The 24,444-nt window shown below is 66.9% G+C and carries 18 protein-coding genes and 3 rRNA genes; 5 read left to right on the forward strand and 16 right to left on the reverse strand.

Annotated elements, in window-relative coordinates; genetic code table 11:
- Nucleotides 1–27: 27 nt before the first annotated feature.
- The 3 genes from chvE to HW566_RS02285 form a co-directional block, all read right to left on the reverse strand.
- Entirely contained in the window at nt 28–1,158 is a 1,131-nt protein-coding gene (gene chvE, locus HW566_RS02275) for a multiple monosaccharide ABC transporter substrate-binding protein (RefSeq protein WP_178010041.1), read from the reverse strand.
- A 62-nt stretch (nt 1,159–1,220) separates the two neighbouring features.
- Complete coding sequence (locus HW566_RS02280; protein ID WP_256728829.1) at nt 1,221–2,024, reverse strand: L-ribulose-5-phosphate 4-epimerase; 804 nt, start codon at nt 2,022–2,024, stop codon at nt 1,221–1,223.
- A gap of 70 nt (nt 2,025–2,094) precedes the next feature.
- Nucleotides 2,095–3,102, reverse strand: a complete 1,008-nt coding sequence (locus HW566_RS02285) for a LacI family DNA-binding transcriptional regulator (RefSeq protein ID WP_178010043.1) — start codon at nt 3,100–3,102, stop codon at nt 2,095–2,097.
- 175 nt (nt 3,103–3,277) lie between these two features.
- Here HW566_RS02285 and HW566_RS02290 point away from each other — a divergent pair, with 175 nt between their 5' ends.
- Nucleotides 3,278–3,811: a hypothetical protein gene (locus HW566_RS02290; protein WP_178010045.1), complete on the forward strand. Its 534-nt coding sequence runs from the start codon at nt 3,278–3,280 to the stop codon at nt 3,809–3,811.
- Here HW566_RS02290 and HW566_RS02295 read toward each other — a convergent pair.
- Entirely contained in the window at nt 3,804–5,135 is a 1,332-nt protein-coding gene (locus tag HW566_RS02295; protein WP_178010047.1) for a M20/M25/M40 family metallo-hydrolase, read from the reverse strand. The two genes, HW566_RS02290 and HW566_RS02295, sit on opposite strands and share 8 nt — an antisense overlap.
- A 51-nt stretch (nt 5,136–5,186) precedes the next feature.
- Between HW566_RS02295 and HW566_RS02300 the strand changes: the two genes are divergently transcribed.
- Nucleotides 5,187–6,200, forward strand: coding sequence for a Gfo/Idh/MocA family protein (locus HW566_RS02300; protein ID WP_178010049.1), 1,014 nt, complete (start codon nt 5,187–5,189; stop codon nt 6,198–6,200).
- Between the two features lie 62 nt (nt 6,201–6,262).
- Here the strand turns inward: HW566_RS02300 and HW566_RS02305 are convergent, their stop codons facing one another.
- Entirely contained in the window at nt 6,263–7,792 is a 1,530-nt protein-coding gene (locus tag HW566_RS02305) for a CitMHS family transporter (RefSeq protein ID WP_178010051.1), read from the reverse strand.
- 167 nt (nt 7,793–7,959) lie between these two features.
- Between HW566_RS02305 and HW566_RS02310 the strand changes: the two genes are divergently transcribed.
- Together HW566_RS02310 and HW566_RS02315 are read left to right on the forward strand one after the other, a co-directional pair.
- Nucleotides 7,960–9,651, forward strand: a complete 1,692-nt coding sequence (locus HW566_RS02310) for a sensor histidine kinase (protein ID WP_178010053.1) — start codon at nt 7,960–7,962, stop codon at nt 9,649–9,651.
- Entirely contained in the window at nt 9,648–10,295 is a 648-nt protein-coding gene (locus HW566_RS02315; protein WP_178010055.1) for a response regulator, read from the forward strand. The genes HW566_RS02310 and HW566_RS02315 overlap by 4 nt, the downstream gene beginning before the upstream one ends.
- Here HW566_RS02315 and HW566_RS02320 read toward each other — a convergent pair.
- Nucleotides 10,274–10,669 (reverse strand): DoxX family protein, encoded by a 396-nt coding sequence (locus HW566_RS02320; protein ID WP_178010057.1) that lies wholly within the window; start codon nt 10,667–10,669, stop codon nt 10,274–10,276. The genes HW566_RS02315 and HW566_RS02320 overlap by 22 nt on opposite strands.
- Nucleotides 10,670–10,738: 69 nt before the next feature.
- Between HW566_RS02320 and HW566_RS02325 the strand changes: the two genes are divergently transcribed.
- Nucleotides 10,739–11,863, forward strand: a complete 1,125-nt coding sequence (locus tag HW566_RS02325; RefSeq protein ID WP_178010059.1) for a class I SAM-dependent methyltransferase — start codon at nt 10,739–10,741, stop codon at nt 11,861–11,863.
- A 6-nt stretch (nt 11,864–11,869) separates the two neighbouring features.
- On the opposite strand, the gene HW566_RS02330 is transcribed toward HW566_RS02325, so the two are convergent.
- The 10 genes from HW566_RS02330 to HW566_RS02375 form a co-directional block, all read right to left on the reverse strand.
- Nucleotides 11,870–12,892, reverse strand: coding sequence for a 1-aminocyclopropane-1-carboxylate deaminase (locus HW566_RS02330; protein WP_178010060.1), 1,023 nt, complete (start codon nt 12,890–12,892; stop codon nt 11,870–11,872).
- Nucleotides 12,892–13,575 carry a GntR family transcriptional regulator gene (locus HW566_RS02335; RefSeq protein WP_178010062.1) on the reverse strand — a complete coding sequence of 228 codons (684 nt, stop codon included), beginning with the start codon at nt 13,573–13,575 and terminating at the stop codon, nt 12,892–12,894. Before HW566_RS02335 ends, HW566_RS02330 begins: the two co-directional genes overlap by 1 nt.
- 128 nt (nt 13,576–13,703) lie before the next feature.
- Nucleotides 13,704–13,820 (reverse strand): 5S ribosomal RNA (gene rrf / locus HW566_RS02340).
- A 100-nt stretch (nt 13,821–13,920) separates the two neighbouring features.
- Nucleotides 13,921–17,026: ribosomal RNA gene (locus tag HW566_RS02345) — 23S ribosomal RNA — on the reverse strand.
- 375 nt (nt 17,027–17,401) lie between these two features.
- A 16S ribosomal RNA gene (locus HW566_RS02350) occupies nt 17,402–18,923 on the reverse strand.
- Together the 16S, 23S and 5S rRNA genes form the textbook arrangement of a ribosomal RNA operon.
- 522 nt (nt 18,924–19,445) lie before the next feature.
- Nucleotides 19,446–20,222, reverse strand: coding sequence for an ABC transporter ATP-binding protein (locus tag HW566_RS02355; RefSeq protein WP_178010064.1), 777 nt, complete (start codon nt 20,220–20,222; stop codon nt 19,446–19,448).
- Nucleotides 20,219–21,070, reverse strand: a complete 852-nt coding sequence (locus HW566_RS02360) for an ATP-binding cassette domain-containing protein (RefSeq protein WP_178010066.1) — start codon at nt 21,068–21,070, stop codon at nt 20,219–20,221. The genes HW566_RS02355 and HW566_RS02360 overlap by 4 nt, the downstream gene beginning before the upstream one ends.
- Nucleotides 21,067–21,942 (reverse strand): ABC transporter permease, encoded by an 876-nt coding sequence (locus HW566_RS02365; protein WP_178010067.1) that lies wholly within the window; start codon nt 21,940–21,942, stop codon nt 21,067–21,069. Before HW566_RS02365 ends, HW566_RS02360 begins: the two co-directional genes overlap by 4 nt.
- A complete protein-coding gene (locus HW566_RS02370; RefSeq protein WP_256728830.1) occupies nt 21,939–22,886 on the reverse strand; it encodes an ABC transporter permease in 948 nt (315 codons plus the stop codon). The genes HW566_RS02365 and HW566_RS02370 overlap by 4 nt, the downstream gene beginning before the upstream one ends.
- Before the next feature lie 35 nt (nt 22,887–22,921).
- Nucleotides 22,922–24,436, reverse strand: coding sequence for an ABC transporter substrate-binding protein (locus tag HW566_RS02375; RefSeq protein WP_178010069.1), 1,515 nt, complete (start codon nt 24,434–24,436; stop codon nt 22,922–22,924).
- Nucleotides 24,437–24,444 lie beyond the last annotated feature (8 nt).

Below are 24,444 nucleotides of genomic sequence, written 5' to 3' on the forward strand. Positions count from 1 at the left end.
GCGATGATGGTCGACGGATGCCGCGGCTCAGAGGCCGAGCTCGGCTGCCGTCCAGTAGCCGGTGTCGACCAGGGCCGACTCCACGTTGTCCTTGACGACCGGGACCGGCGAGAGGAGGTACGAGGGAACAACCTTCACGTCGTTGTCGTACGTCTCGGTGTCGTTGATCTCCGGCTCTTCACCGTTGAGCGCGGCGACGGCCATGTCGGCCGCGACCTTGGCGAGCTCGCGGGTGTCCTTGAAGATCGTGGCGTACTGCTCGTCCGCGAGGATCGCCTTGACCGAGTCCACCTCGGCGTCCTGGCCCGAGATGATCGGCCACTCGTCGCCGACGGAGTACCCGGCGCCCTCGAGCGCCGAGATGATGCCACGCGAGATGCCGTCGTACGGCGAGAGGATCGCGTCGACCTGCGTGCCGTCGGAGTAGTTGGCCGTGAGGATGTCCTCCATGCGGCTCTGGGCGGTCTCGCCGTCCCAGCGCAGCGTCGCGGCCTGCTCGATGTCGGTCTGGCCCGACTTGACCACGAGGGTGCCGTCGTCGATCAGCGGCTCGAGGACGTCCATCGCTCCGTTGAAGAAGAAGAACGCGTTGTTGTCGTCGAGCGAGCCCGCGAACAGCTCGATGTTGAACGGTCCGGCCGGCGCTCCGTCGGTCGGGTTGCCCTCGAGATCGGTGAGGCCGAGCCCGTTGAGGAGCGTCCAGGCCTGCTGCTGTCCGACCAGGAAGTTGTCGAACGTCGCGTAGTAGTCGACGTTCTCGGTGCCGACGATCAGCCGGTCGTAGGCGATGACGGGGATGTCGGCGTCTGCGGCGTTCTGCAGCGCCTCCGTCAGCGTCGTGCCGTCGATCGAGGCCACGATGAGCGCTTCGGCGCCCTTGGTGATCATGTTCTCGATCTGGTTGACCTGGGTGGGGATGTCGTCCTCGGCGTACTGCAGGTCGACGGTGTAGCCCTGGTCCTCGAGAGCCTTCTTGACGGCGTCGCCGTCCTGGATCCAGCGCTCCGAGCTCTTCGTCGGCATCGCGACGCCGATGAGACCGCCGCCGCCCTCACCGCCGTCTCCGGAGCCTCCGCCGGAATCGCCGGCGCAGCCGGAGAGCGTGATCGCGCCGACGGCGAGCGTCGCCGCGGCGAACAGGAACTTCTTGCTGTTCACTGTGTGTCCTTTCCAGTGACTTCACTGTCTTGGTGGGAAATGGTGACCGCGCCCGGAAGGGGCTACCGGCGGTCGTCGGTGGTCTGTCCGTAAACGTTCTGATACCGGTCGTACAACGCGTCGATCGACTCCTGCGGGATCGGAACGAGATCCCCGGCCTGCCGCGCGATGTGCACCGTGCGGGCGACGTCCTCGACCATCACCGCAGCCTTGACCGCATCCTTCGCCGTGGCCCCGATCGTGAACGGCCCGTGATTCTGCATCAACACCGCCCGAGACCGATGACCCCGAAGCGTGTCCACGATCCCCCGACCGATCGAGTCATCCCCGATGACCGCGAACGGACCCACCGGAACCGGACCCCCGAACTCATCCGCCATCGCCGTGATCACACACGGGATCTCCTCACCCCGCGCCGCCCACGCCACCGCATACGTCGAATGCGTGTGCACCACACCACCCACCTCGGGCATGTTCCGATACACATACGCATGAGCCGCAGTATCACTCGACGGCGACCGATCACTACCCGGCGTACCCGCCACCACGACGCCATCCAGATCGCACACGATCATGTTCTCCGGAGCCAACTCGTCATACGACACCCCCGACGGCTTGATCACGAACAGATCAGCCCCCGGCACACGCCCCGACACGTTCCCGCCGGTCCACACCACCAGCCCATAACGCACCAGCTCCGCATGCAACGACGCCACCTCGGCCCGAACCCGCGCCACCGCGACTTCGGCCTTGACGCCGTCGACATACTCGCTGCTGATCGCTGCGTTGCGTGCCACTCGAGTGCTCCTTCGCCCCGCCACCATCGGCCGGGCCTCGATCGCGTGATGGTCGATGTGACCGTTCACATTGCGACAATATAGCCACGCTTCGAACCGAGGTGTCAACTCCCGGCGTGTCTCGGATCGATAACGGGCCTCAGCGACGCGGTCCGGTGGATGAGCGCACGACGAGCTCGGGCACCAGCATGGGCGCCTCCGCGGCGCCCTCGCCCTGACCCAGCAGCAGATCCACGCACCGCCGACCGATCTCCGTGAAGTCCTGGCGGACCGTCGTCAGCGGGGGCCAGAAGTGCGCGGCCTCGGGGATGTCGTCGAAACCGATGATGCTGATGTCGCGCGGAGCGTCGAGTCCCTCGTCGCGGATGGCGTGCAGCAGCCCGAGGGCCATCTGGTCGTTCGAGGAGAAGATCGCGGTGAAGTCACGGACGCGCAGCAACTCGCGTCCCGCGTAGTAGCCGAACTCCGCCGTCCAGTCCCCCAGGACCGGCGCGGTCGTGGGGATGTCCCAGTCGCTCATCTCCTCGAGGAACCCCCGCATGCGCGCCTCGGCCTCGATCCAGTCCTGGGGACCGGCGATGTGGTAGATCGAGCGGTGCCCCAGCTCGATGAGGTGCCGTGTCGCGGCGCGGGCGCCGGAGATCTGGTCGACCGACAGCGCGTGCCCCGGGTCGACCTCGGTCGATTGGAGGGTCACGTACGGGATGCCGATCGGCTGGGCGGCGAGGGCTCGGAAGACCCGCACCTGCGGAGCGATGACGACGAGCCCTTCGACGGCCTGCGCGACGAGGTGCGCCAGCCCCGCTTGGATCGAGCTCGGCTCCGCGGCGTCGACGTTCGCCGTCGACACCCAGTAGCCCCGCTCCCGCGCCGCGGCCTCGATCGCGGCGATCGAGGATGCCGGTCCGTACTGCGTGGCCGACGAGGTCAGCACCCCGATCGTGTGCGATCGGCTGGTCACGAGGGCCCGCGCCGCGCGGTTGGGGCTGTAGTCCAGCTCGGCCATGACGGCGAGCACGCGCTCTTTGGTCTCGGCCCGGATGCTGGCATGGTTGTTCAGCACGCGTGAGACGGTCTGATGCGACACTCCAGCAAGACGCGCGACGTCGCGGATGCTGGGGCGACGGCCCGCGGCGTCCTCGCTCATGGCTCCTCCGGATCGATGCGCACGTTCACATCGACTGAAGCCATTATGCACCGGCAGCTCCCGAAAGTACCCGCATCGTCGATGTGACAGTCACACACCCGTCCTGCCGCCGCAGGTGCCGCGATGTGACAGCCCGCCGCTGCGTCACAACCCGACGGCGCCCTATGCTGACCCCATGTCGGATGTCGCCCGCTTCCTGCCGCTCAGCCAGCGCACCGCAGACGGACCGGCCGACATCCTCGACCGCCGCGCGCAGCTGGCGGGCATCGTCGACCTCGTGGCGACCGCGCTTGCGGACACCGCGGCCCCGGAGGCCGAGATCGGCGTCGAGGCGTTCCTCCGAGATGCCGGCCTGACGTCCGCCGTGCCGGATGGCGGCACGGCGGATCTGGGCAGCCTGTCCGCTTCCCTCAGATCCGGGGGCCGGCGGACGGCGAAGCAGGTGGTGGCGGCTGCTCGGGCGTACCTGCGGCTGCCCGTGGCGGACCGGCCGCCGCTTCCCGCCGCAATCGCCGGTGCCGTCGCCTTCGCCGCCTCATCGTCGGCGACGAGCGACCGGCGCGCAGCGATCGCCGGCCACACGGTGCGCGCCAGCGACGCCGCCTGGTCGTTCGGCCGCGGACCCGATCTCATCGCCACCGGCGACGAGATCGTCGCTTTCCTGACCGGTGTCTCCGACCAGCCGCCGCGGAGGCCGCGGTTCAGCTGAGTCGGAGCAGATCCCGGTAGAACGCGATTCCCCGCAGCCAGACGTCGACCCGGATGCGCTCGTCGTGGGCATGCAGCGCCTCGCGTTCGGATGCCGTCAGGCGGAACGGAGCGAACCGGTAGACGTGCCCGCTGATGGCGGTGAACCACCGACTGTCGCTCGCGCCGAGCTGCAGATAAGGCGTGGGGACGACCTCCTCGCCGAGCGCGCTCGCCACGGCGCGGGCGACGCGGCGCCAGGGCTCACCGCGCCAGGGCGACACCGGCGAGGGGTCCGAGGCGTTGTGCACCTCGACCTCGATGCCCGGGTCGCCGATGACAGCGCGCACCCGATCGGCGACGCCGCCGACGGTGTCGCCGATCAGCAGCCGCACGTTCACGGACGCGCGGGCGGTGGTGGCCAGGACGTTCTCGCCGTCCGCCCCGTGCAGCTCCGTGACCACGGCGGTCGTGCGCACGAGGGCGTTCGTCTCCGGGCCGAAACGCGGCAGCACTCGCGCGAGCAGCATCCCAGTGAGGCGGATGTGGCGGAACAGCGTACGGAAGGGCTCCCGTGCGTGCGGTGCGAGGGTGCGGAACATCGCGCGCACGGGCGGACTGAGGCGAACCGGGAACGGGCGGTGCTGGAGCCGGTCGATCGCACGGGCGAGCCGCGCGGTGGCGGGTCGTCCCGGCGGTGTCGAAGCGTGGCCGCCCGCCTCGCGCGCGGTCAGGCGCAGGGTCGCGATCCCGCGCTCGGCCACCCCGATCATCGCCGTCTCGGCGTCGACGCCGGGCACGGCCTGCTCGACCACAGCGCCGCCCTCGTCCAGGACGAGCGCCGGACGCACCCCCCGCGCGCGCAGGACCTGAACGATCGCCGGCGCTCCTGTCCCGGCCACCTCCTCGTCGTGGCCGAAAGCGAGGTACACGTCGCGTGCCGGCACGTACCCCTCGGCCAGCAACGACTCGACCGCCTCGACGATGGCGACGAGGGCGCCCTTGTCGTCGATCGCCCCGCGCGCATGGATGGTGGCTTCGTCGCCCTCCCCCGTCAGCACGGCGCCGAACGGCGGATGCATCCACTCGTCCGGCACGACCGGGACGACGTCGTAGTGCGCCATGAGCACGAGCGGGTCCCCCGAGGCGGCGCCCGGCCAGCGGAAGAGCATCGCGTGCTCGGCGACGAGTTCGCGCTCGAGGGCCGCGTGGACGCGGGGGTAGGAGCGCTCGAGGGTCGCGCGGAACAGGTCGAAGGCCTCGCCGTCGACCTGCGCCGGATCGGACCGCGAGACGGTCGGGATGCGCAGGAGCTCGCGGAAGCGTTCGACGGCGGCGGTGTCCACCCCGCGAGCCTACGCCGCCCGTCCCGGCCCGCCCCTGGCTAGGCTCGCGTTATGACTGATCAGACCACGACCGCGCACCCGCACGCCGGCCTGCGATGGGGCATCCTGGCCACCGGCGGCATCGCCCATGCGTTCACCCGCGACCTGCTCACGGCCGGACGCGAGGTCGTGGCCGTGGGATCGCGCAGCCAGGCGTCGGCGTCGGCGTTCGCGGCCGAGCACGGCATCGGCCACGCGCACGGCTCGTACGAAGAGCTCGCCGCGGATCCGGACGTCGACATCATCTACGTCGCGACGCCGCACCCCGCCCACCGCGACGCCGCTGCGCTCGCCATCCAGCACGGGAAGCACGTGCTGGTCGAGAAGCCGTTCACCCTCACCCGCGACGAGGCGGTCGCACTGCGCGACCTCGGCGCAGGCGCCGGGGTGCTCGTGATGGAGGCGATGTGGACGCGCTACCTCCCCCACATGGTCCGATTGCGGGAGATCATCGCGGCAGGCACGATCGGTGAGGTCCGCACCGTCTTCGCCGACCACACGCAGCGCATCACCGACGACCCGGCCCACCGCCTCAACGACCTGGCGCTCGGGGGCGGAGCGCTGCTCGATCTCGGCATCTACCCCGTCTCGTTCGTCTGCGATCTGCTCGGGCTCCCCACCGAGGTGCGTGCGCTCGCGCGGCTGCAGGAGACGGGCGCCGACGCGGAGGTGGCGACGGTCATGACCCATCCCTCCGGCGCCGTCTCGACGACGGTGTCGTCCTCGCGCGGTGCCGGCCCGAACACCGCGCACGTGGTGGGCACGGCCGGCCGGGTCGAGATCTCCGGCGTCTGGTATGCCGCGACCGACTTCCGCGTGATCAGCCCCGACGGCGAGCTCATCGAGGAGTACCGCTCCGAGATCGACGGGCGCGGCATGCAGTTCCAGGCGCTCGAGGCCGAGGCGCTCGTCGCAGCGGGGCGCGTCGACGGCGACATCCTGCCGATCGCCGAGACGGTCGACATCATGGGCCTCCTCGACGACATCCGCGCGCAGATCGGCGTGCGCTACCCGCAGGAGCACTGAGCCGACCACACAGCGGGGGCGGTGCCGATCGTTCGGCACCGCCCCCGCTGTGTGCGCGCCGATCACACGGCGAAGGGCACGGCTCCGACGAGCACGCCCACCGCGAGCATCACGAGCGAGACGACGGTCGCGCGCCACAGCACCTTCTTGTGGTGGTCGCCGAGGTTGACGTTGGCGAGCGAGACCAGCAGCAGGATCGCCGGCACGAGCGGGCTCTGCAGGTGCACCGGCTGTCCGGTGATCGACGCGCGCGCCATCTCGACCGGCTCGATGCCGTACGTCGCCGCGCTCTCGGCGAGGATCGGCAGGATCCCGAAGTAGAACGCGTCGTTGGACATGAAGAAGGTGAACGGGATCGACAAGACGCCGGTGATCACCGCGAGGTGCGGTCCGAGCTGCGAGGGGATCACCTCGGTGACCCACGACGCCATGGCGGCGACCATGCCGGTTCCGTTGAGGACTCCCACCAGCACGCCGGCGGCGAGGACCATCGAGACGACGCCGACGATCGACGGCGCGTGCGCGACGATCTCGTCGGCCTGCTGCTTGAGCTTGGGGAAGTTGATGACAAGCGCCAGCGCCGCGCCGACCATGAACACGTAGGCCAGCGGGAACAGGTCGAGCACGAGCAGCACCATGACCGCGAGGGTGAGGACGAGGTTGACCCAGACCAGCCGCGGACGCAGGGTCGCCCGGTTCGGATCGAGCATCGTGTCGGCCATGGCGGTGTCGCGCTCCTCCACCCACTGGGCAGCCGGCACCGGCTTGCGCCCACGCACCGTGACGATGTTGCCGGTGCGGAGCGTGGCCAGCGCACCCGGCCGGGGGTCGGCTCCGCGGAACAGTCTCGGTCCTCCCAGCACGCCGTCGCCGGTGCCGAGCCTCGAGGTGTCGATGCTGCCCGCGAGTCGGCGTCGCTCGGAGAGTCCGAGGAACCAGGCGAACGTGAGCGAGACGACGATGCCGGCGGCGAGGGAGGGCAGCATCGGGACGAACACGTCGGTGGGCTGCAGCCCCAGCGCCGAAGCCGCACGCACCGTCGGCCCGCCCCACGGCACGATGTTCATCGTCCCGTTCATGAGTCCGGCGACGCACGTGAGGACCACCGGGCTCATCCCCAGCCGCAGGTAGATGGGGAGCATCGCCGAGGTGGTGATGATGAAGGTCGTCGACCCGTCGCCGTCGAGCGAGACCACGCCGGCCAGCACAGCCGTGCCGACCACGACCTTGGCCGGGTCGTCCTTGAGGACGCGGGTGATCACCCGGATCAGCGGGTCGAAGAGTCCGACGTCGATCATGATCCCGAAGTACATGATCGCGAACATCAGCAGCGCCGCGGTGGGCGCCATACTGCCGATCGCGTCGATGATCATGTCGCCGAGCCCCAGCCCGGCGCCGGCGAACAGACCGAACACGGTCGGCACGAGGATGAGCGCCACCATCGGGGTGAGGCGCCGGGTCATGATCAGTGCCATGAACGTCAGGACCATGACGAAGCCGAGGATGACGAGAACGCCGTCCGGGGCGATGAACGCCAGGTCGTAGCCGTCCTCGGCCGCGGCTGCGGTCACGAGGGATGCGGTGGTCGTCATGTCGACTCCTTCGTCGGCTGATGCGGGTGGTGCGGGGTGACGCGAGGTGTTGCAGTCGGATGACACTAGGCCGCCGCCGCCCCTGTGCGCGCGCTTGGGTGCATTCGCGCGACTTGAGCGCGTAGCGTGTGTTCTGCGCATTCTGCGCGTGATGACAGGAGGTCGGGATGCGGTTCACCACGCGCCTCTTCCTCGTGCAGGTCGCGGTGGTCGTCGCGGTGCTGCTGGTGTGCACCGGCGCGTTCTCGGTCATCGCGGTGGGCCAAGTGCGTTCGGCAGCGGAGGAGAGCGCCCTGAACATCGCGCGCTCGGTGGCCGCGATGCCCGATGTCCGGCGCACCGTCGCGAGGTGGTCGGACGACCCGGGCACCCCGGCAGCCGACGACCTGGTGGCCGGTCCCCTGCAGCGCACCGCGCTCGCGGTCGCCGATCGCACCGATGCCCTCTTCGTCGTCATCACCGACGACCACGGCATCCGTCTGGCTCATCCCAGCGCCGAGCGTCTCGGCGAGACCGTGTCGACGCCGTTCGCCCGGGTGCTCGCCGGCGACGAGGTCGTGGATTGGGAGGTGGGCACGCTCGGCCGGTCGGCCCGGGCGAAGGTTCCCGTGCTGCCGCCGGACGGCGGGGCGCCCGTCGGCGAGGTGAGCGTCGGATTCGAGGAGGGGAGCGTGCTCGACGACCTGCCCGCGCTCCTGCTCGCGATCGGCGTCGCCGCGCTGCTCGCACTGGGGGTCGGGGTGGGCGCGGGATCGATCCTGCGGCGACGGTGGGAGAAGACGACGCTGGGGCTCCAGCCCGAGGAACTGACGGCGCTGGTGCAGCAGCAGAGCGCGGTCCTCGACGGCGTCGGCGATGGCGTGCTGGCCCTCGACGAGGACGGCATCGTGCGGGTCGCGTCGGGCGCTGCGGTCCGGCTGCTCGGCCTGAGCGCCCCGGTGGGGCGGTCGCTCCACGATCTTCCGCTGCCGACGAACGTCGTGCGAGCGATCGAGGAGGGTCTGCCCGTCCACCACGCCGTGGTGGGCACCCGGGTGCTCGCGATCGACGTCCACCCCGTGCGGCACGGCGGCCGCGAGCTCGGCGACGTCATCGTCGTCCGTGACCACACCGATGTCGCCGAGCTGAACGAGCAGCTCTCGTCGGTCCAGACCGTGACCGGGGCGCTGCGGGTGCAGCGACACGAGTTCTCCAACCGCCTGCACGTGGCTGCCGGCCTGCTCGACGCCGAGCGCGTGGGCGACGCTCGCGCCTTCCTCGACGACCTCCTCGAGCGCGGCAGCGTCCCCACCGCCGTCGGTCACATCGAGCGCGTGCCCGACCTCTTCCTCCAAGCCCTCTTGACCGGAAAGGCTGCCGAGGCCGGCACCCACGGGGTCCGCCTGATCGTCGGGGAGGACACCCTCCTGCTCGGCGCCCTCGGCCGGGTCGAGGATGCTGCGGCGGTCATCGGCAACCTGGTCGACAATGCGATCGCCGCTGCGGCCGCCGCCGCCGAACCGAGATGGGTCGAGGTGACCTTCCTGAGCGACGGGGACGCCCTCGTCGTCACGGTCGCCGATTCGGGGCGGGGCGTGCCCGCGGGACGCGACGTCTTCGCAGCGACGGACGGCCCGGCCGACGACCGGGTGCGCGGCCGGGGTATCGGGCTGCCGCTCTCGCGCGAGCTCGCGCGCCGACTCTCCGGCGACGTCTGGCTCATCGACGCCGGCGGCGGTGCCCCTGGCGATGACGACACCGGCGAGACGACACGACCGCCCGGCGCCGTGTTCGCCGCGCGCCTCCCGGGCGTCCTGCGGAACGCTCCGAACGACGGAACACCGCCGTGGCACGCACACCCCGAGGAGCCCACCGCATGACCACCGCTCTCCGTGTCCTCGTCGTCGACGACGACTTCCGCGTCGCGGGCCTGCATCGCGATGCGGTCGACGCCGTGCCCGGCTTCCGGGCACTCGAACCGGCGCGCTCCCTCGCCGCGGCGCGCGCGTCGATCGCCGACCAGCGCCCCGACCTCCTCCTCGTCGACAACTACCTGCCCGACGGCGAGGGAATCGCGCTGGTGCGCACGCTCGACATCGACGCGTTCGTGCTGTCGGCTGCGACCGATGCCGCCACGGTTCGGCGCGCGCTGCGGGCCGGCGCCGTGGGCTACCTCATCAAGCCGTTCGACGCTCGCTCGCTCCGCGAGCGCCTGGAACGCTACGCGCGCTACCGGAATGTCCTGGACGCCCCGGACCTGGAGCAGGACGAGATAGACCGCGCGCTCTCGATCGTCCACGGCGAGCCTGCCACGACCGCACGCTCAGCCACCGAGCAGCTCATCCTCGCCACGCTCGGGGGGCGAGAGGCATCCGCGGGCGAGGTCGCCGCCGAGTGCGGCATCTCGCGCGCGACCGCGCAACGCCACCTCTCCGCCCTGGCGGCCCGCGGCGTCGTCGACGTGCGCCTGCGATACGGCTCGACCGGCCGCCCCGAGCACCGCTACGCCGCGTCGCGCGGCTGACGCGTCGACCACCAGGCCCAGGCCACCAGCGCCGGCTGGAAGAACAGGCGCGTAAGACGGCGCTGATCGGTATCGAGCCCGAAGGCGCTGCGCTTCTTGCGCCACTGATCGACGTTGCCGGGGAAGACCGCGATGAAGAACGCCGCGAGCAGCGCGCCGACGCGCTCACGCTCGCGAGGGAGCATGATCAGCGCTGCACCGAACATCGCCTCCACCACGCCCGAGGCGACGACGACGCCGTCGCGATCGATGGGGAGCTTCTCGACGAGGATGTCGGGCACCTGCGCCTGGAAATCGCGGCGCGCCCAGAAGAGGTGGCTCAGCCCGGCGAAGATCATCCCGCCGGCGAGCAGCCAGCGCAGCGCAGTTCTCATACCCCCATTGTGCGCCCCGGATCGGTCGGCGGGCGCGGGGTCCCCCGGCCGACGAACTAGGCTTGCCGAGTGCCCGGCCCGCTCGACCTCTCGCTGCTGCGCCGATGGCCCGACGTCGAAGCTCCGGGTCTGGTCGCCTCCGACGCGGCGGACCGGCTGATCCTCGACGAATCCGCCGGCGCGCGGGCCCGCAGCGGCCCGGGCGAGCTCGTCGTCATCGGCGACACCCACGGCGCGCTGGTCCTGGCGGCGGCCGCAGACGGGGCGAACGGCATCCGGGTGCATCAGGACGCGCTCAGCGGCGAAGCGGCACTGGTCGGCAACGCACACCGCCTGGTGCCGGAGGCCCGCTTCGAGCAGCTGCCGCTCGACACCGCGCTCGTCGCGGGCGCGCGCGTGGTCCTGCTGCGACTCCCCCGCTCGCTCGACGAGCTCTCCGACATCGCCTCGGTGATCGCCGCCGCGGCTGCACCGGATGTCGTCGTCTTCGCGGGCGGGAGGATCAAGCACATGGCGCTCGCGATGAACGACGTGCTCCGCTCCCGCTTCCGCCGACTCGACGTCTCGCACGCCCGCGCGAAGTCGCGGGTGCTGATCGCACGCGAGCCCGCGGCGTCCGCACCCCCGACACCGCGTGCCGCGCGGATCGACGGGCTCGAGGTGCGCGCCTTCGGCGGAGCCTTCGCCGGCGCCCGCGTCGATATCGGCACGCGCCTGCTTCTGGCGCACCTCCCGGATGCGGCACCCGGCGGAACCGCGGACGATCCGTGGATCGACTTCGCGTGCGGTACGGGCGTGGTGGCGGCGACCTGGGCCTCGCGGCATCCGCACGCGCACGTCTACGCCTCCGACCAATCGGCTTCGGCCGTGGCCTCGGCGCGCGCCACCGCCGAAGCCAACGGAGTCGCGGACCGCATCGACGTCGTCCGCGACGACCTGCTGTCGCGGCGCCCGGACCGCAGCGCCTCGCTGATCGCCCTGAACCCGCCGTTCCACTCGGGCTCATCGGTGAGCGATCACATCGCGCCGCGCCTCTTCGCCGACGCCGCTCGGGTTCTCCGCCCGGGCGGCGAGCTGTGGTGCGTGTGGAACTCGTCCCTCCGCTACCGGCCGAGCCTCGAACGCCTCATCGGCCCCACGCGGCAGGTCGCCCGCGATCCGAAGTTCACGGTCACGGTGTCGACCCGCCGCTGAGCGGGCTCAGTGGTACCGGCCGCTGTACGCGTTGATCGCCTGCTGACCGCCGAGGTGGGCATACAGCACGTTCGAGTCCGCCGGGATGTCGCGCGACGAAACGAGATCGATGAGACCGGCCATCGACTTGCCCTCGTAGACGGGATCGAGGATCACGCCCTCCATCCGGCCGGTGAGATAGATGGCCTCGTCGGTGGAGGCGACCGGGATGCCGTACTTGTCGCCCGCCCAGCCTTCCAGCACCACGATCTCGTCGTCGCTGAGCTCCCGTCCCACCCCGATCAGATCCGCCGTACGCCGGGCGATACGCGCCACCTGGTCGCGCGTCTTGTCGATCGTCGCCGACGCGTCGATGCCGAGTACGCGACGCGGCCGGTCGCCGAAGTTCTCCAGCAGATCCGCGAACCCGGCGATCATCCCGGCGTGCGTCGACCCCGTGACGGTGCACACGACGATCGTGTCGAAGAAGACCCCCAGAGCATCCTCCTGTCGGCGGAGCTCGTGCGCCCAGTTGGCGAACCCGAGCCCACCGAGACGGTGGTCGCTCGCACCGGCGGGGATGGCGTAAGGAGTGCCACCGGCGGCCTCCACATCGGCGATCGCGTCCTTCCACGAGTCGCGGAACCCGATGTCGAAACCGGCCGACGACAGTCGCACATCCGCACCCATGAGGCGCGAGAGCAGGATGTTGCCCACGCGGTCGTTCACGGCATCCGGCCAATCCACCCAGTTCTCCTGAACGAGCACTGCCTTCATGCCGAGGTGCGCAGCGACCGCGGCTACCTGACGCGTGTGGTTCGACTGCACGCCACCGATCGACACCAGTGTGTCGGCGCCCTGCGCCAGGGCCTCGGGAACCAGGTACTCGAGCTTGCGCACCTTGTTGCCGCCGTACGCCAAACCGCTCGAGACGTCCTCCCGCTTGGCCCAGATCCGGGCGCCGCCGAGATGCGCCGACAGCCGATCCAGCGGGTGGACCGGACTCGGGCCGAAAGTGAGGGGGTGACGCGGGAAGTCTGCGAGGGTCATCATTCGTCCTTGGGGTCGGTGGAGCGCGGGGTGGTCTCGGAATGGGTGAGCAAGCGCTCGAGGGTCAGCCAGTTCTCGCGTGTCGCGCTCGCGGCGGCCTCGGCATCACCCGCCGCACAGAGGGCCAGAATGCGGGCGTGGGCGTGGACCGAGTCGCGGCCGGCCAGGCTCGAGAACCGCGCGCGCTCGAGTCGCCGGAGCAGCGGCGTGACCTGATCGAGCAGCGCCGCCAGCAACGGGTTCGCGGAGGCCGTCACGGCGACGCCGTGGAAGGCATCGTCGGCGGCGACCGCGCCGTCGACGTCCTGTCCCGCCAGGGCCACCTCGAAGCGCGCGTTCGCCTCGCGCATCGCGTCGAGATCGGCCTCGGTCAACTGCGCCACCGCGTCTCGGACAGCGAGCTCGTGCAGCGCCGCAGCCACGCGCTCGGCAGCCAACGCCTCGCGCTCGTCGAGCGGGGCGACCTCTGTGGCCTTCGCACGACGCGTCCGCACCAACCCCGCAGACTCCAAGCGAGCGATGGCCTCGCGGATCGGCGTCCGACTCACGCCGAGCCACGCCTCCAGCTCGGCGTCACGCAGTCGCGCGCCCGGCTCGAGCCGTCCGCTCACGATCGCGTCGCGCATCTGCGCGTAGGCATGGTCGCGCAGCGACGAGGGACGAGCGACCGGACTCAGCGACATGCAATATATTGCACACGATACGAGCGCACCCGTCAAATCGAACGACGACGGGCGGGTGCGATCGACATCGCACCCGCCCGGAAACGAGAAATGGCCACCCAGCGTTGGGTGGCCATTTCACGAAAGAAGTCCGGCGGTGTCCTACTCTCCCACAGGGTCCCCCCTGCAGTACCATCGGCGCTGTGAGGCTTAGCTTCCGGGTTCGGAATGTAACCGGGCGTTTCCCTCACGCTATGGCCGCCGAAACACTATTGATGTTTCAGTCTGCACAACGATCAATTCGTTATGCGGTTCTCGACCGTACATCGAGAACCACTCAGTGGACGCAAGCACCAAAAACGGTGTGTTATCAAGTCATCGGCTTATTAGTACCGGTCAGCTTCACGTGTTGCCACGCTTCCACATCCGGCCTATCAACCCAGTAGTCTGGCTGGGAGCCTCTCGCCCGAAGGCATGGAAATCTCATCTTGAGGCCGGCTTCCCGCTTAGATGCTTTCAGCGGTTATCCATCCCGAACGTAGCTAACCAGCGGTGCTCCTGGCGGAACAACTGGCACACCAGAGGTTCGTCCAACCCGGTCCTCTCGTACTAGGGTCAGATCCTCTCAAATTTCCTACGCGCGCAGCGGATAGGGACCGAACTGTCTCACGACGTTCTAAACCCAGCTCGCGTACCGCTTTAATGGGCGAACAGCCCAACCCTTGGGACCTACTCCAGCCCCAGGATGCGACGAGCCGACATCGAGGTGCCAAACCATGCCGTCGATATGGACTCTTGGGCAAGATCAGCCTGTTATCCCCGAGGTACCTTTTATCCGTTGAGCGACAGCGCTTCCACAAGCCACTGCCGGATCACTAGTCCCGACTTTCGTCCCTGCTCGACCTGTCAGTCTCACAGTCAAGCTCCCTTGTGCACTTACACTCGCCACCTGATTGCCAACCAGGTTGAGGGAACCTTTGGGCGCCTCCGTTACTTTTTGGGAGGCAACCGCCCCAGTTAAACTACCCACCAGGCACTGTCCCTGAACCGGATTACGGTTCGAAGTTAGATATCCAGAGTGACCAGAGTGGTATTTCAACAATGACTCCACGGTAACTGGCGTCACCGCTTCAAAGTCTCCCACCTATCCTACACAAGCCACACCGAACACCAATACCAAGCTATAGTAAAGGTCACGGGGTCTTTCCGTCCTGCTGCGCGTAACGAGCATCTTTACTCGTAATGCAATTTCGCCGAGTTCGCGGTTGAGACAGTTGGGAAGTCGTTACGCCATTCGTGCAGGTCGGAACTTACCCGACAAGGAATTTCGCTACCTTAGGATGGTTATAGTTACCACCGCCGTTTACTGGGGCTTAAATTCTCAGCTTCGCCTTGCGGCTAACCGGTCCTCTTAACCTTCCAGCACCGGGCAGGCGTCAGTCCGTATACATCGTCTTGCGACTTGGCACGGACCTGTGTTTTTAGTAAACAGTCGCTACCCACTAGTCTCTGCGGCCTCCACACCCTTTCGGAGTAAATCCTAATAAGTGGAAGGCCCCCCTTCTCCCGAAGTTACGGGGGCATTTTGCCGAGTTCCTTAACCACGATTCTCTCGATCTCCTTGGTATTCTCTACCTGACCACCTGAGTCGGTTTGGGGTACGGGCAGCTAGAACCTCGCGTCGATGCTTTTCTCGGCAGCATAGGATCACCCACTTTTTATCCGCATCGTGTCTCAGCCTATGTGAGAGACGGATTTGCCTATCTCTCGGCCTACGCACTTGCCCCGGGACAACCATCGCCCGGGTTGGGCTACCTTCCTGCGTCACACCTGTTAATACGCTAGCCGCACCAGCATGGGTTCGAGCGTTAGACCGGCCGGCATCACCCCGAAGGGATCCACTCAGCCGGGTTAGGACTCTTAGCACCACTGGATTAGCTTGGGCGGTTCTTCGCCGGTACGGGAATATCAACCCGTTGTCCATCGACTACGCCTGTCGGCCTCGCCTTAGGTCCCGACTTACCCAGGGAAGATTAGCTTGACCCTGGAACCCTTGGTCTTTCGGAGGACGTGTTTCTCACACGTCTTTCGCTACTCATGCCTGCATTCTCACTCGTGTGGCCTCCACGGCTGGTTCACACCGCCGCTTCGCTGGCCACACGACGCTCTCCTACCCATCAACACGGCTGGACCACGAAGGCCTACCAATAATGCTAATGCCACAACTTCGGTGGCGTGCTTGAGCCCCGTTACATTGTCGGCGCGGAATCACTTGACCAGTGAGCTATTACGCACTCTTTCAAGGGTGGCTGCTTCTAAGCCAACCTCCTGGTTGTCAAAGCAACTCCACATCCTTTCCCACTTAGCACGCGCTTTGGGACCTTAGTTGGTGGTCTGGGTTGTTTCCCTCTCGACTATGAAGCTTATCCCCCACAGTCTCACTGCTGCGCTCTCACTTACCGGCATTCGGAGTTTGGCTGACGTCAGTAACCTTGTAGGGCCCATCGGCCATCCAGTAGCTCTACCTCCGGCAAGAAACACGCAACGCTGCACCTAAATGCATTTCGGAGAGAACCAGCTATCACGAAGTTTGATTGGCCTTTCACCCCTATCCACAGCTCATCCCCTCAGTTTTCAACCTAAGTGGGTTCGGTCCTCCACGACGTCTTACCGTCGCTTCAACCTGGCCATGGATAGATCACTTCGCTTCGGGTCTAGGACACGCGACTGAATCGCCCTATTCAGACTCGCTTTCGCTACGGCTACCCCACACGGGTTAACCTCGCCACGTATCGCTAACTCGCAGGCTCATTCTTCAAAAGGCACGCTGTCACCCCTACTAAGGAGGCTCCAACGGTTTGTAAGCAAACGGTTTCAGGTACTATTTCACTCCCCTCCCGGGGTACTTTTCACCTTTCCCTCACGGTACTTGTCCGCTATCGGTCATCTGGGAGTATTTAGGCTTATCAGGTGGTCCTGACAGATTCACACGGGATTTCTCGGGCCCCGTGCTACTTGGGATACTCTTCACGCCAAGAGAAGCATTTCGACTACGGGGTTCGCACCCTCTATGACCAGGCATTCAAACCTGTTCGTCTATACCTTCTTGTAACGTCGACCACTCGGCAGAATGATCAAAAAAGTCCCACAACCCCCAACGTGCAACGCCTGCCGGCTATCACACACGCAAGGTTTAGCCTGTTCCGGTTTCGCTCGCCACTACTAACGGAATCGCGGTTGCTTTCTCTTCCTGTGGGTACTGAGATGTTTCACTTCCCCACGTTCCCTCTACCCGCCCTATATATTCAGGCGGGAGTCACTAGGTCGGCACGCCGCCCAGCGGGGTTTCCCCATTCGGACACCCTCGGATCACAGTGTGCTTATCCACTCCCCGAGGCTTATCGCAGATTGCTACGTCCTTCTTCGGCTCCAGATGCCAAGGCATCCACCGTTTGCTCTTAAAGACTTGAAATCACATGAGTTGAATCGTCAAAAAATTGACTAATGATCTTTAAGATCATCTTCACGACACAACACCCGAAGGTGTCGCATCGAAGATGCTCGCGTCCACTGTGTAGTTCTCAAAGTACGGGCGGTACCCTCCCCCCACACCGACCAGCAGCATGAAGAAAAGGCCCAGAGGTTGCGGACTCTCATCCGGTCCCTCAGGACCCAACAGCGTGCAGGTGCGACACCCGAAACCCTCCCCGTTCCCACCGCAAGCGGCGTACTAGAGAAGAACCTCATCCTTCGCACCATGTCAAATGTTCCACCCATGAGCTCCCAGCGAAGAACATGTGCCTTCGAACTGGGTTCTGGAAGTCCGAAGACTTCAGATGCTCCTTAGAAAGGAGGTGATCCAGCCGCACCTTCCGGTACGGCTACCTTGTTACGACTTAGTCCTAATTACCGATCCCACCTTCGACGGCTCCCTCCACAAGGGTTGGGCCACCGGCTTCAGGTGTTACCGACTTTCATGACTTGACGGGCGGTGTGTACAAGACCCGGGAACGTATTCACCGCAGCGTTGCTGATCTGCGATTACTAGCGACTCCGACTTCATGAGGTCGAGTTGCAGACCTCAATCCGAACTGGGACCGGCTTTTTGGGATTCGCTCCACCTCACGGTATTGCAGCCCTTTGTACCGGCCATTGTAGCATGCGTGAAGCCCAAGACATAAGGGGCATGATGATTTGACGTCATCCCCACCTTCCTCCGAGTTGACCCCGGCAGTATCCCATGAGTTCCCACCATTACGTGCTGGCAACATAGAACGAGGGTTGCGCTCGTTGCGGGACTTAACCCAACATCTCACGACACGAGCTGACGACAACCATGCACCACCTGTTTACGAGTGTCCAAAGAGTTGACTATTTCTAGCCCGTTCTCGTATATGTCAAGCCTTGGTAAGGTTCTTCGCGTTGCATCGAATTAATCCGCATGCTCCGCCGCTTGTGCGGGTCCCCGTCAATTCCTTTGAGTTTTAGCCTTGCGGCCGTACTCCCCAGGCGGGGAACTTAATGCGTTAGCTGCGTCACGGAATCCGTGGAATGGACCCCACAACTAGTTCCCAACGTTTACGGGGTGGACTACCAGGGTATCTAAGCCTGTTTGCTCCCCACCCTTTCGCTCCTCAGCGTCAGTTACGGCCCAGAGATCTGCCTTCGCCATCGGTGTTCCTCCTGATATCTGCGCATTCCACCGCTACACCAGGAATTCCAATCTCCCCTACCGCACTCTAGTCTGCCCGTACCCACTGCAGACCCGAGGTTGAGCCTCGGGATTTCACAGCAGACGCGACAGACCGCCTACGAGCTCTTTACGCCCAATAATTCCGGATAACGCTTGCGCCCTACGTATTACCGCGGCTGCTGGCACGTAGTTAGCCGGCGCTTTTTCTGCAGGTACCGTCACTTTCGCTTCTTCCCTGCTAAAAGAGGTTTACAACCCGAAGGCCGTCATCCCTCACGCGGCGTTGCTGCATCAGGCTTCCGCCCATTGTGCAATATTCCCCACTGCTGCCTCCCGTAGGAGTCTGGGCCGTGTCTCAGTCCCAGTGTGGCCGGTCACCCTCTCAGGCCGGCTACCCGTCGACGCCTTGGTGAGCCATTACCTCACCAACAAGCTGATAGGCCGCGAGCTCATCCCTGACCGAAATTCTTTCCAACTGCTGAAGATGCCTTCGCAGCTCGTATCCGGTATTAGACGCCGTTTCCAGCGCTTATCCCAGAGTCAGGGGCAGATTGCTCACGTGTTACTCACCCGTTCGCCACTGATCCACAGAGCAAGCTCTGCTTCACCGTTCGACTTGCATGTGTTAAGCACGCCGCCAGCGTTCATCCTGAGCCAGGATCAAACTCTCCGTAAAGAAAAATTGCTGACCCCGATCGGAAAAAGACCGGAGCAGCGAGTTTGATGCTGACCAAAGAGATAAATCATTGCTGACTATCCATTGCCTCCCCGAAGGAAGGTCTTTGATCCAAAGGAATCTCACCCCACCGAAGTGGAGACGAGGTTATTTGGCATTTGACAAGTGCACGCTGTTGAGTTCTCAAGGATCGGACGCTCCCCCAACTGACCTCACAGCCAGCCCAGAGGGCAACTTCACAACCATACCCGACCACGTGGCCTCGTCATCCAGACCTTCGGCGGACCGAGGAATCGATGACGGGGGTGTGTGATCGGACCCTGTGGCAGATCGAGGACCTGCGATGCTCGGAAGCATCTGTTTCGGGTTGTTCTCCGCTTGAGGGAGGCGGGACCTTTCGGCCCTCTCGCTCTTCCCTGTGGGGCGAACGAGTAATAAGTTACGCGGCTGGGGCCGAGGTGGCAAAGCGGGTCGACATCCCGGGCGTGTCGCGCCCGCCGCGGACCCCCGAGATCCCCGTCGTCACGCGGGAAGACGGGGCACCGACGCCACCAGGCGCGCGGTGTAGTCGTGCCGCGGTGCCGAGAGGAGCCGGGCGGTCGGCCCCTCCTCGACGACTCGCCCATCACGCAGCACCGTCATCCGCGCGCACAGCGCCGAGACGATCGTCAGGTCGTGTGAGACCAGCAGCATCCCGATGCCCTGCTCGGCGGCGAGACGGCGGAACAGCTCGATGACGTGCATCCTCACCGACGTGTCGAGGGCACTGACCGGTTCGTCGGCGAGGATCAGGCGCGGTCGCGGGGCGAGAGCACGGGCGATGGCGATTCGCTGACGCTGCCCGCCCGAGAACGCGTCGGGGTAGCGCTCGGCGGCATCCGGTGTCAGATCGACCGCGGTGAGCAGCTCGTCGACTCGCCGGCGGATCGTCTCGCGTTCGCGGGTGATTCCGAGCGAGCGCAGCGGCTCGGCGATGGAAGCGCCGACGGTCATCCTCGGGTCGAGCGAGGAGAACGGATCCTGGTACACCGGTTGCACGGCACGTCGCAGCGCCCGCACCTGAGAGCGGTCGGATGTCCGCAGCGACGCGCCCTCGAACAGCACGCGCCCTCCCGTCGGCTCCGCGAGCCCGAGCAGGAGCCGCAGGACCGAGGTCTTCCCCGCGCCGGATTCACCGACGAGTCCCAGAGTCTCCCCCGCCCCGATCGACAACGAGACGCCGTGCAAGACGGCGGGGCCACGTGCATACGAGAAGTCGGCGCCCTCCATCGCCAGCAGCGGTGCGTCGATCGCGCTCATCGGGTCTCCCCCTGGTCTGTCGACGCGCGCGTGGCGCCGGCCGGCGCCGGAGGCAGGAAGTCATCCAGCGCGCGGGAGGCGGCGACCAGCTGCGCGGTGTACTCGTGCTGCGGTGACCGGAGCAGGCGCGCGGTCGCGCCCAGCTCCACCTGCTCGCCGTCGCGCATCACCAGCACGCGGTCGGCGACTTGCGCCACCACCGGCAGATCGTGGCTGATGAAGATCAAGGTCATCCCGCGGTCGGAGACCTCGCGCTGCAGGAGCTCGATGATCCCCGCCTGCACGGTGACATCCAGGGCAGTGGTCGGCTCATCGGCGATGAGGATGCTCGGCCCCGCGGCGAGTGCGAGCGCGATCGCCACACGCTGACGCTGGCCGCCCGAGATCTCGTGGATGAACGAGCGTGCGATGCGTTCCGGATCGGGCAGCTGCACGTCGGCGAGAGCCGCGACCACCGCGCTGCGCAGCGCATCGCCGCGCAGGCCGCGATGCGCCGCGAGCGGCCAGGCCACCTGTTTACCCACGCGCATGAGGGGATCGAGCGACGCCAGCGGCTCCTGGAACACCGCCGATATCGTGCGCCCGCGCACCCGGTCCAAGCGACGCGGAGCGGCCCCGACGATCTGCAGCCGTCCGTCGCCCGTGGCGATCGTCGCCGACCCGAACGAGGTGAGCGGGTGCGCGAGCAGTCCGAGGAGCGCCAGCGCGGTGAGCGACTTGCCCGACCCCGACTCCCCGATGATCCCCAGGCGCTCACCCGCAGCCAGCTCGACATCGACGCCGTGAACCAGGGCGCGACCGTCTCCCAGGCGTACGCCGAGCCCGTCGGCTGTGAGGATGGCGGTCATCGGATGCTCCTCGTGGTCGGGTCGGCGACGTCGCGCAGGCCGTCCGCCAGCAGGTTGGCACCGATGATGAAGGCCACCAGCAGGATCCCCGGGAGGACCGCGGCCGTCGGAGCGACCAGCACGGTGCTCTGTGCCTCCTCGAGCATCCGGCCCCACGACGCGTTGGGCGGCGGCGAACCGAGGCCGAGGTACGACAGGGACGCCTCGGCGCCGACCGCACCGCCGAACTGCAGCGCGAGCGGCACGACGAGCGTCGGCCAGACATTGCGCAGCACATGTTGGAACACCACGCCGCCGCGGCCGGTGCCCGAGGTCCGTGCCGCCGTGACGTAGTCCATGGCCAACACCCGCGTGGCCGCGATGCGCGTCAGCCGCGCGATCACGGCGGCGCCGGCCAGGCCGATCGCGAGGATCGCGGACTCGAGTGACGCGCCGCGCCAGGCCACGATCAGCATCGCGAGAAGCAGGGTGGGAAAGGCGATCGCGATGTCGAGAAGGCTGGTCAGCGCGTCGTCGACCCACCGGCGCGCGACGGCGGCGGCGAGGCCGAGGCCGATTCCGATAACCGCGGCGATCGCGACCGACCCGAATCCCACCGCCAGCGCGAGACGGGCGCCGATCATCAGCTGCGTGAAGAGGTCGCGGCCGAGCCTGTCGGTGCCGGCCCAGTGGTCGGCGGAGGGCGGCTGCAGCCGGCCACCGCCCGTGTCGTCGAAGGCGTACGGGGTCCAGAACACCGAGACGAGCCCGATGACCGCGATGATGCCGAAGAGGACTCCTCCCACCGCCAGGTTGACCGACCGGCGGCGCCGGGTCCGGGGCGTCGCGGGTGTCGGGGCGGTGCCGGTATCGGGCAGCGTCGTGGCACTCATGCGGCCGCCCTCGCCCGGCGGTTGCCCGAGACGGTGTCGCGCAGCCGCGGGTCGATGATGCGCTGGAGGATGTCGGCGGCGAAGCCGAGCAGCAGCACCAGGGCGGTCGAGAACAGCAGCACGCCCTGCACGCTCGGGAAGTCCTGCTCTTTGATGCCGACCAGCAGCATGTCGCCCAGCCCGGGCAGTGCGAACACCCGCTCGATGATGACGGCACCGACGAACGTCGTCGACAGCTGGATCGCCAGGATCGAGATCAGCGGCACGACGGCGTTGCGCACCCCGTGTCGCCGGATCGCGGTGGCGAAGCTCTGGCCGGTGGCCCGCGCCGCGCGGAGGTACTGCTGGCCGAGGATGTCGAGGGTCGCGCTGCGGACATATCGCGCGAGGTCGCTGCCGGCCACCAGAGCGATCGTGAGAACCGGGAGCGTCAGCGAGACCAGCGCCGCCGACGGGTCCTCCCAGTCGCGGCGCGGGAAGCCGCCGGCCGGCAGCACGCGCCAGCTGAGCGCGAACACCGCCACGAGCAGGATCCCGACCCAGAAGACGGGGATCGCGCCGCCCAGTTGCGACACGGCCGAGAAGGCGGTGCCGTACCACGTGCGCGACTTCCACGCGGCGACGAAACCGACCGGCACGGCGATGACCACCGACAGCGCGAACGCGATGAGGGTGAGCGGGAGCGTGACGTTGAGTCGGCGAAGGATCTCGTCGCCGACCGGGAGGTTGTTGGTGAACGATCGCCCCAGGTCGAAGCTGACCAGCTGGCCGAGGTACGACACGAACTGCTCGAAGATGGGCCGGTCGACCCCGAGCCGCGCAGCAGCGGCGGCGATCTCAGCGTCCGTCGCCCCGACCGAGATGAGAGCGAACACCGGGTTGCCCAGGACGCGCAGCACGACGAACAGGATCACCACCGCCAGCGCGAACGCCAGCAGCAGCAATCCTGTCCGTCGGATCAGATACCGGGTGATGAAGATCAGGCCTTCGTGATGTCGGAGACGTAGAACAGCGAGTTCAGTCCATTCTTCGGCACGCCCGACACACCTTCGGCTGCGACGCGCAGCTGCGGGTTCAGGTAGAGCCAGACGCTGGCCGCATCATCCGAGATCTGCTGATTCGCCTGCTTGATCAGCTCGGTCTGCTCCTCCACCGTCGATGCCGCCTCGGACTCGGCGAGCCAGGTCTGGACGTCGGCGTTGTCGTAGCCCCAGTAGAAGTCGGGGTTGCCGTAGAAGTTGATGTCACGGTCGTTGACGTGGCCCTGGAGGGTCGCCTCGAAGTTGTTCTCGGTGTAGACCTTCTGGTACCACTCGTCGTCGGTGATGATGTTGATGTTCACCGTGATGCCGACCTTGGCGAGCTCGGACTTGAGGAACTCCGCGACGGTCGAGTGCACACCCGAATCGGGGGTGTCCACCGTGAAGGCGAACCCGCCCGACTGACCGGCCTCGGCGAGCAGCTGCTCCGACAGCTCGGGGTCGTACGGGTTGTTGTCGGCCAGGTCGAGGTACCACGGCTCGGACGGGGGCACCATCGATCCGATGAGCTCGCCACGTCCATCCCAGATGGCGTCGAGGAGCTTCTCCCGGTCGATCGCGGAGTAGATCGCCTTGCGAACGCGCACGTCGTCGAAAGGCGCGACGCGATCATTGAACGCCAGGAGCTCCTTGGTCGTCGAGGTGCCCTCGATGATCTGGAAGCCGGCGGCCTCGAACTCGGCGATGCTGTCGGGGTTCGACTGGCTCGTGACGAGGTCGACGGCACCGGTGGTGAGAGCGTTGTTGAGCGCGGTCGGGTCGGCGTAGTACTGGTAGACCACGCCGCCGTTCGCGGGCGCATCACCCCAGTAGTCCTCGTTCACATCCAACGTGATCGAGTCGCCCTTGCGATAATCGCCCAGCGCGTACGGGCCGGTGCCGTCTGCCGCGGCGGTCAGGTCACCGGCATCCTCGTTGACGATCCACACGTAGCCGAGGTTGTAGGTGAAGCTGATGGACGGCTGCGACAGCGTGACCTCCACCGTCTTGTCGTCGACGGCGGCGACGGATTCGATCACGCTCAGCTGACGCTTGCGCGCGGCGATCGACTCGTCGCCGACGAAGCGCTCGAGGCTGTACTTCACGTCGTCGGCGGTCAGCTCCTTGCCCGAGTGGAACGTGGCGTCCTCGAGGGTGAACGTGTAGACGAGCCCGTCGGCCGACACGGTCGTGTCGGATGCGAGCAGCGGCTCGACCTGCGCGTCGTCCGTGATGCGGAACAGGCCCTCGTAGACGTTGCCGGTGAAGACCTCGGTCACGCCCGAGGAGCCGCCGAAGATCTGATCGAGGTTGGTGGGCTCGTTCTGCGACCCCACCACCACCTCGGCGGTGGGGTCGCCGGCTCCCGTCCCGTCGTCGGGATCGGCGGAGCCGGCGCAGCCGGCGAGGACGAGAAGACCGGCCGTCGCTGCCGCGGTGGCAGCGAGGAGCCGGGAGAAGCCGCGTGAGGTCACGGGTTTTC

The sequence above is a fragment of the Microbacterium oleivorans genome, assembly GCF_013389665.1.
GTDB lineage: Bacteria > Actinomycetota > Actinomycetes > Actinomycetales > Microbacteriaceae > Microbacterium > Microbacterium oleivorans_C.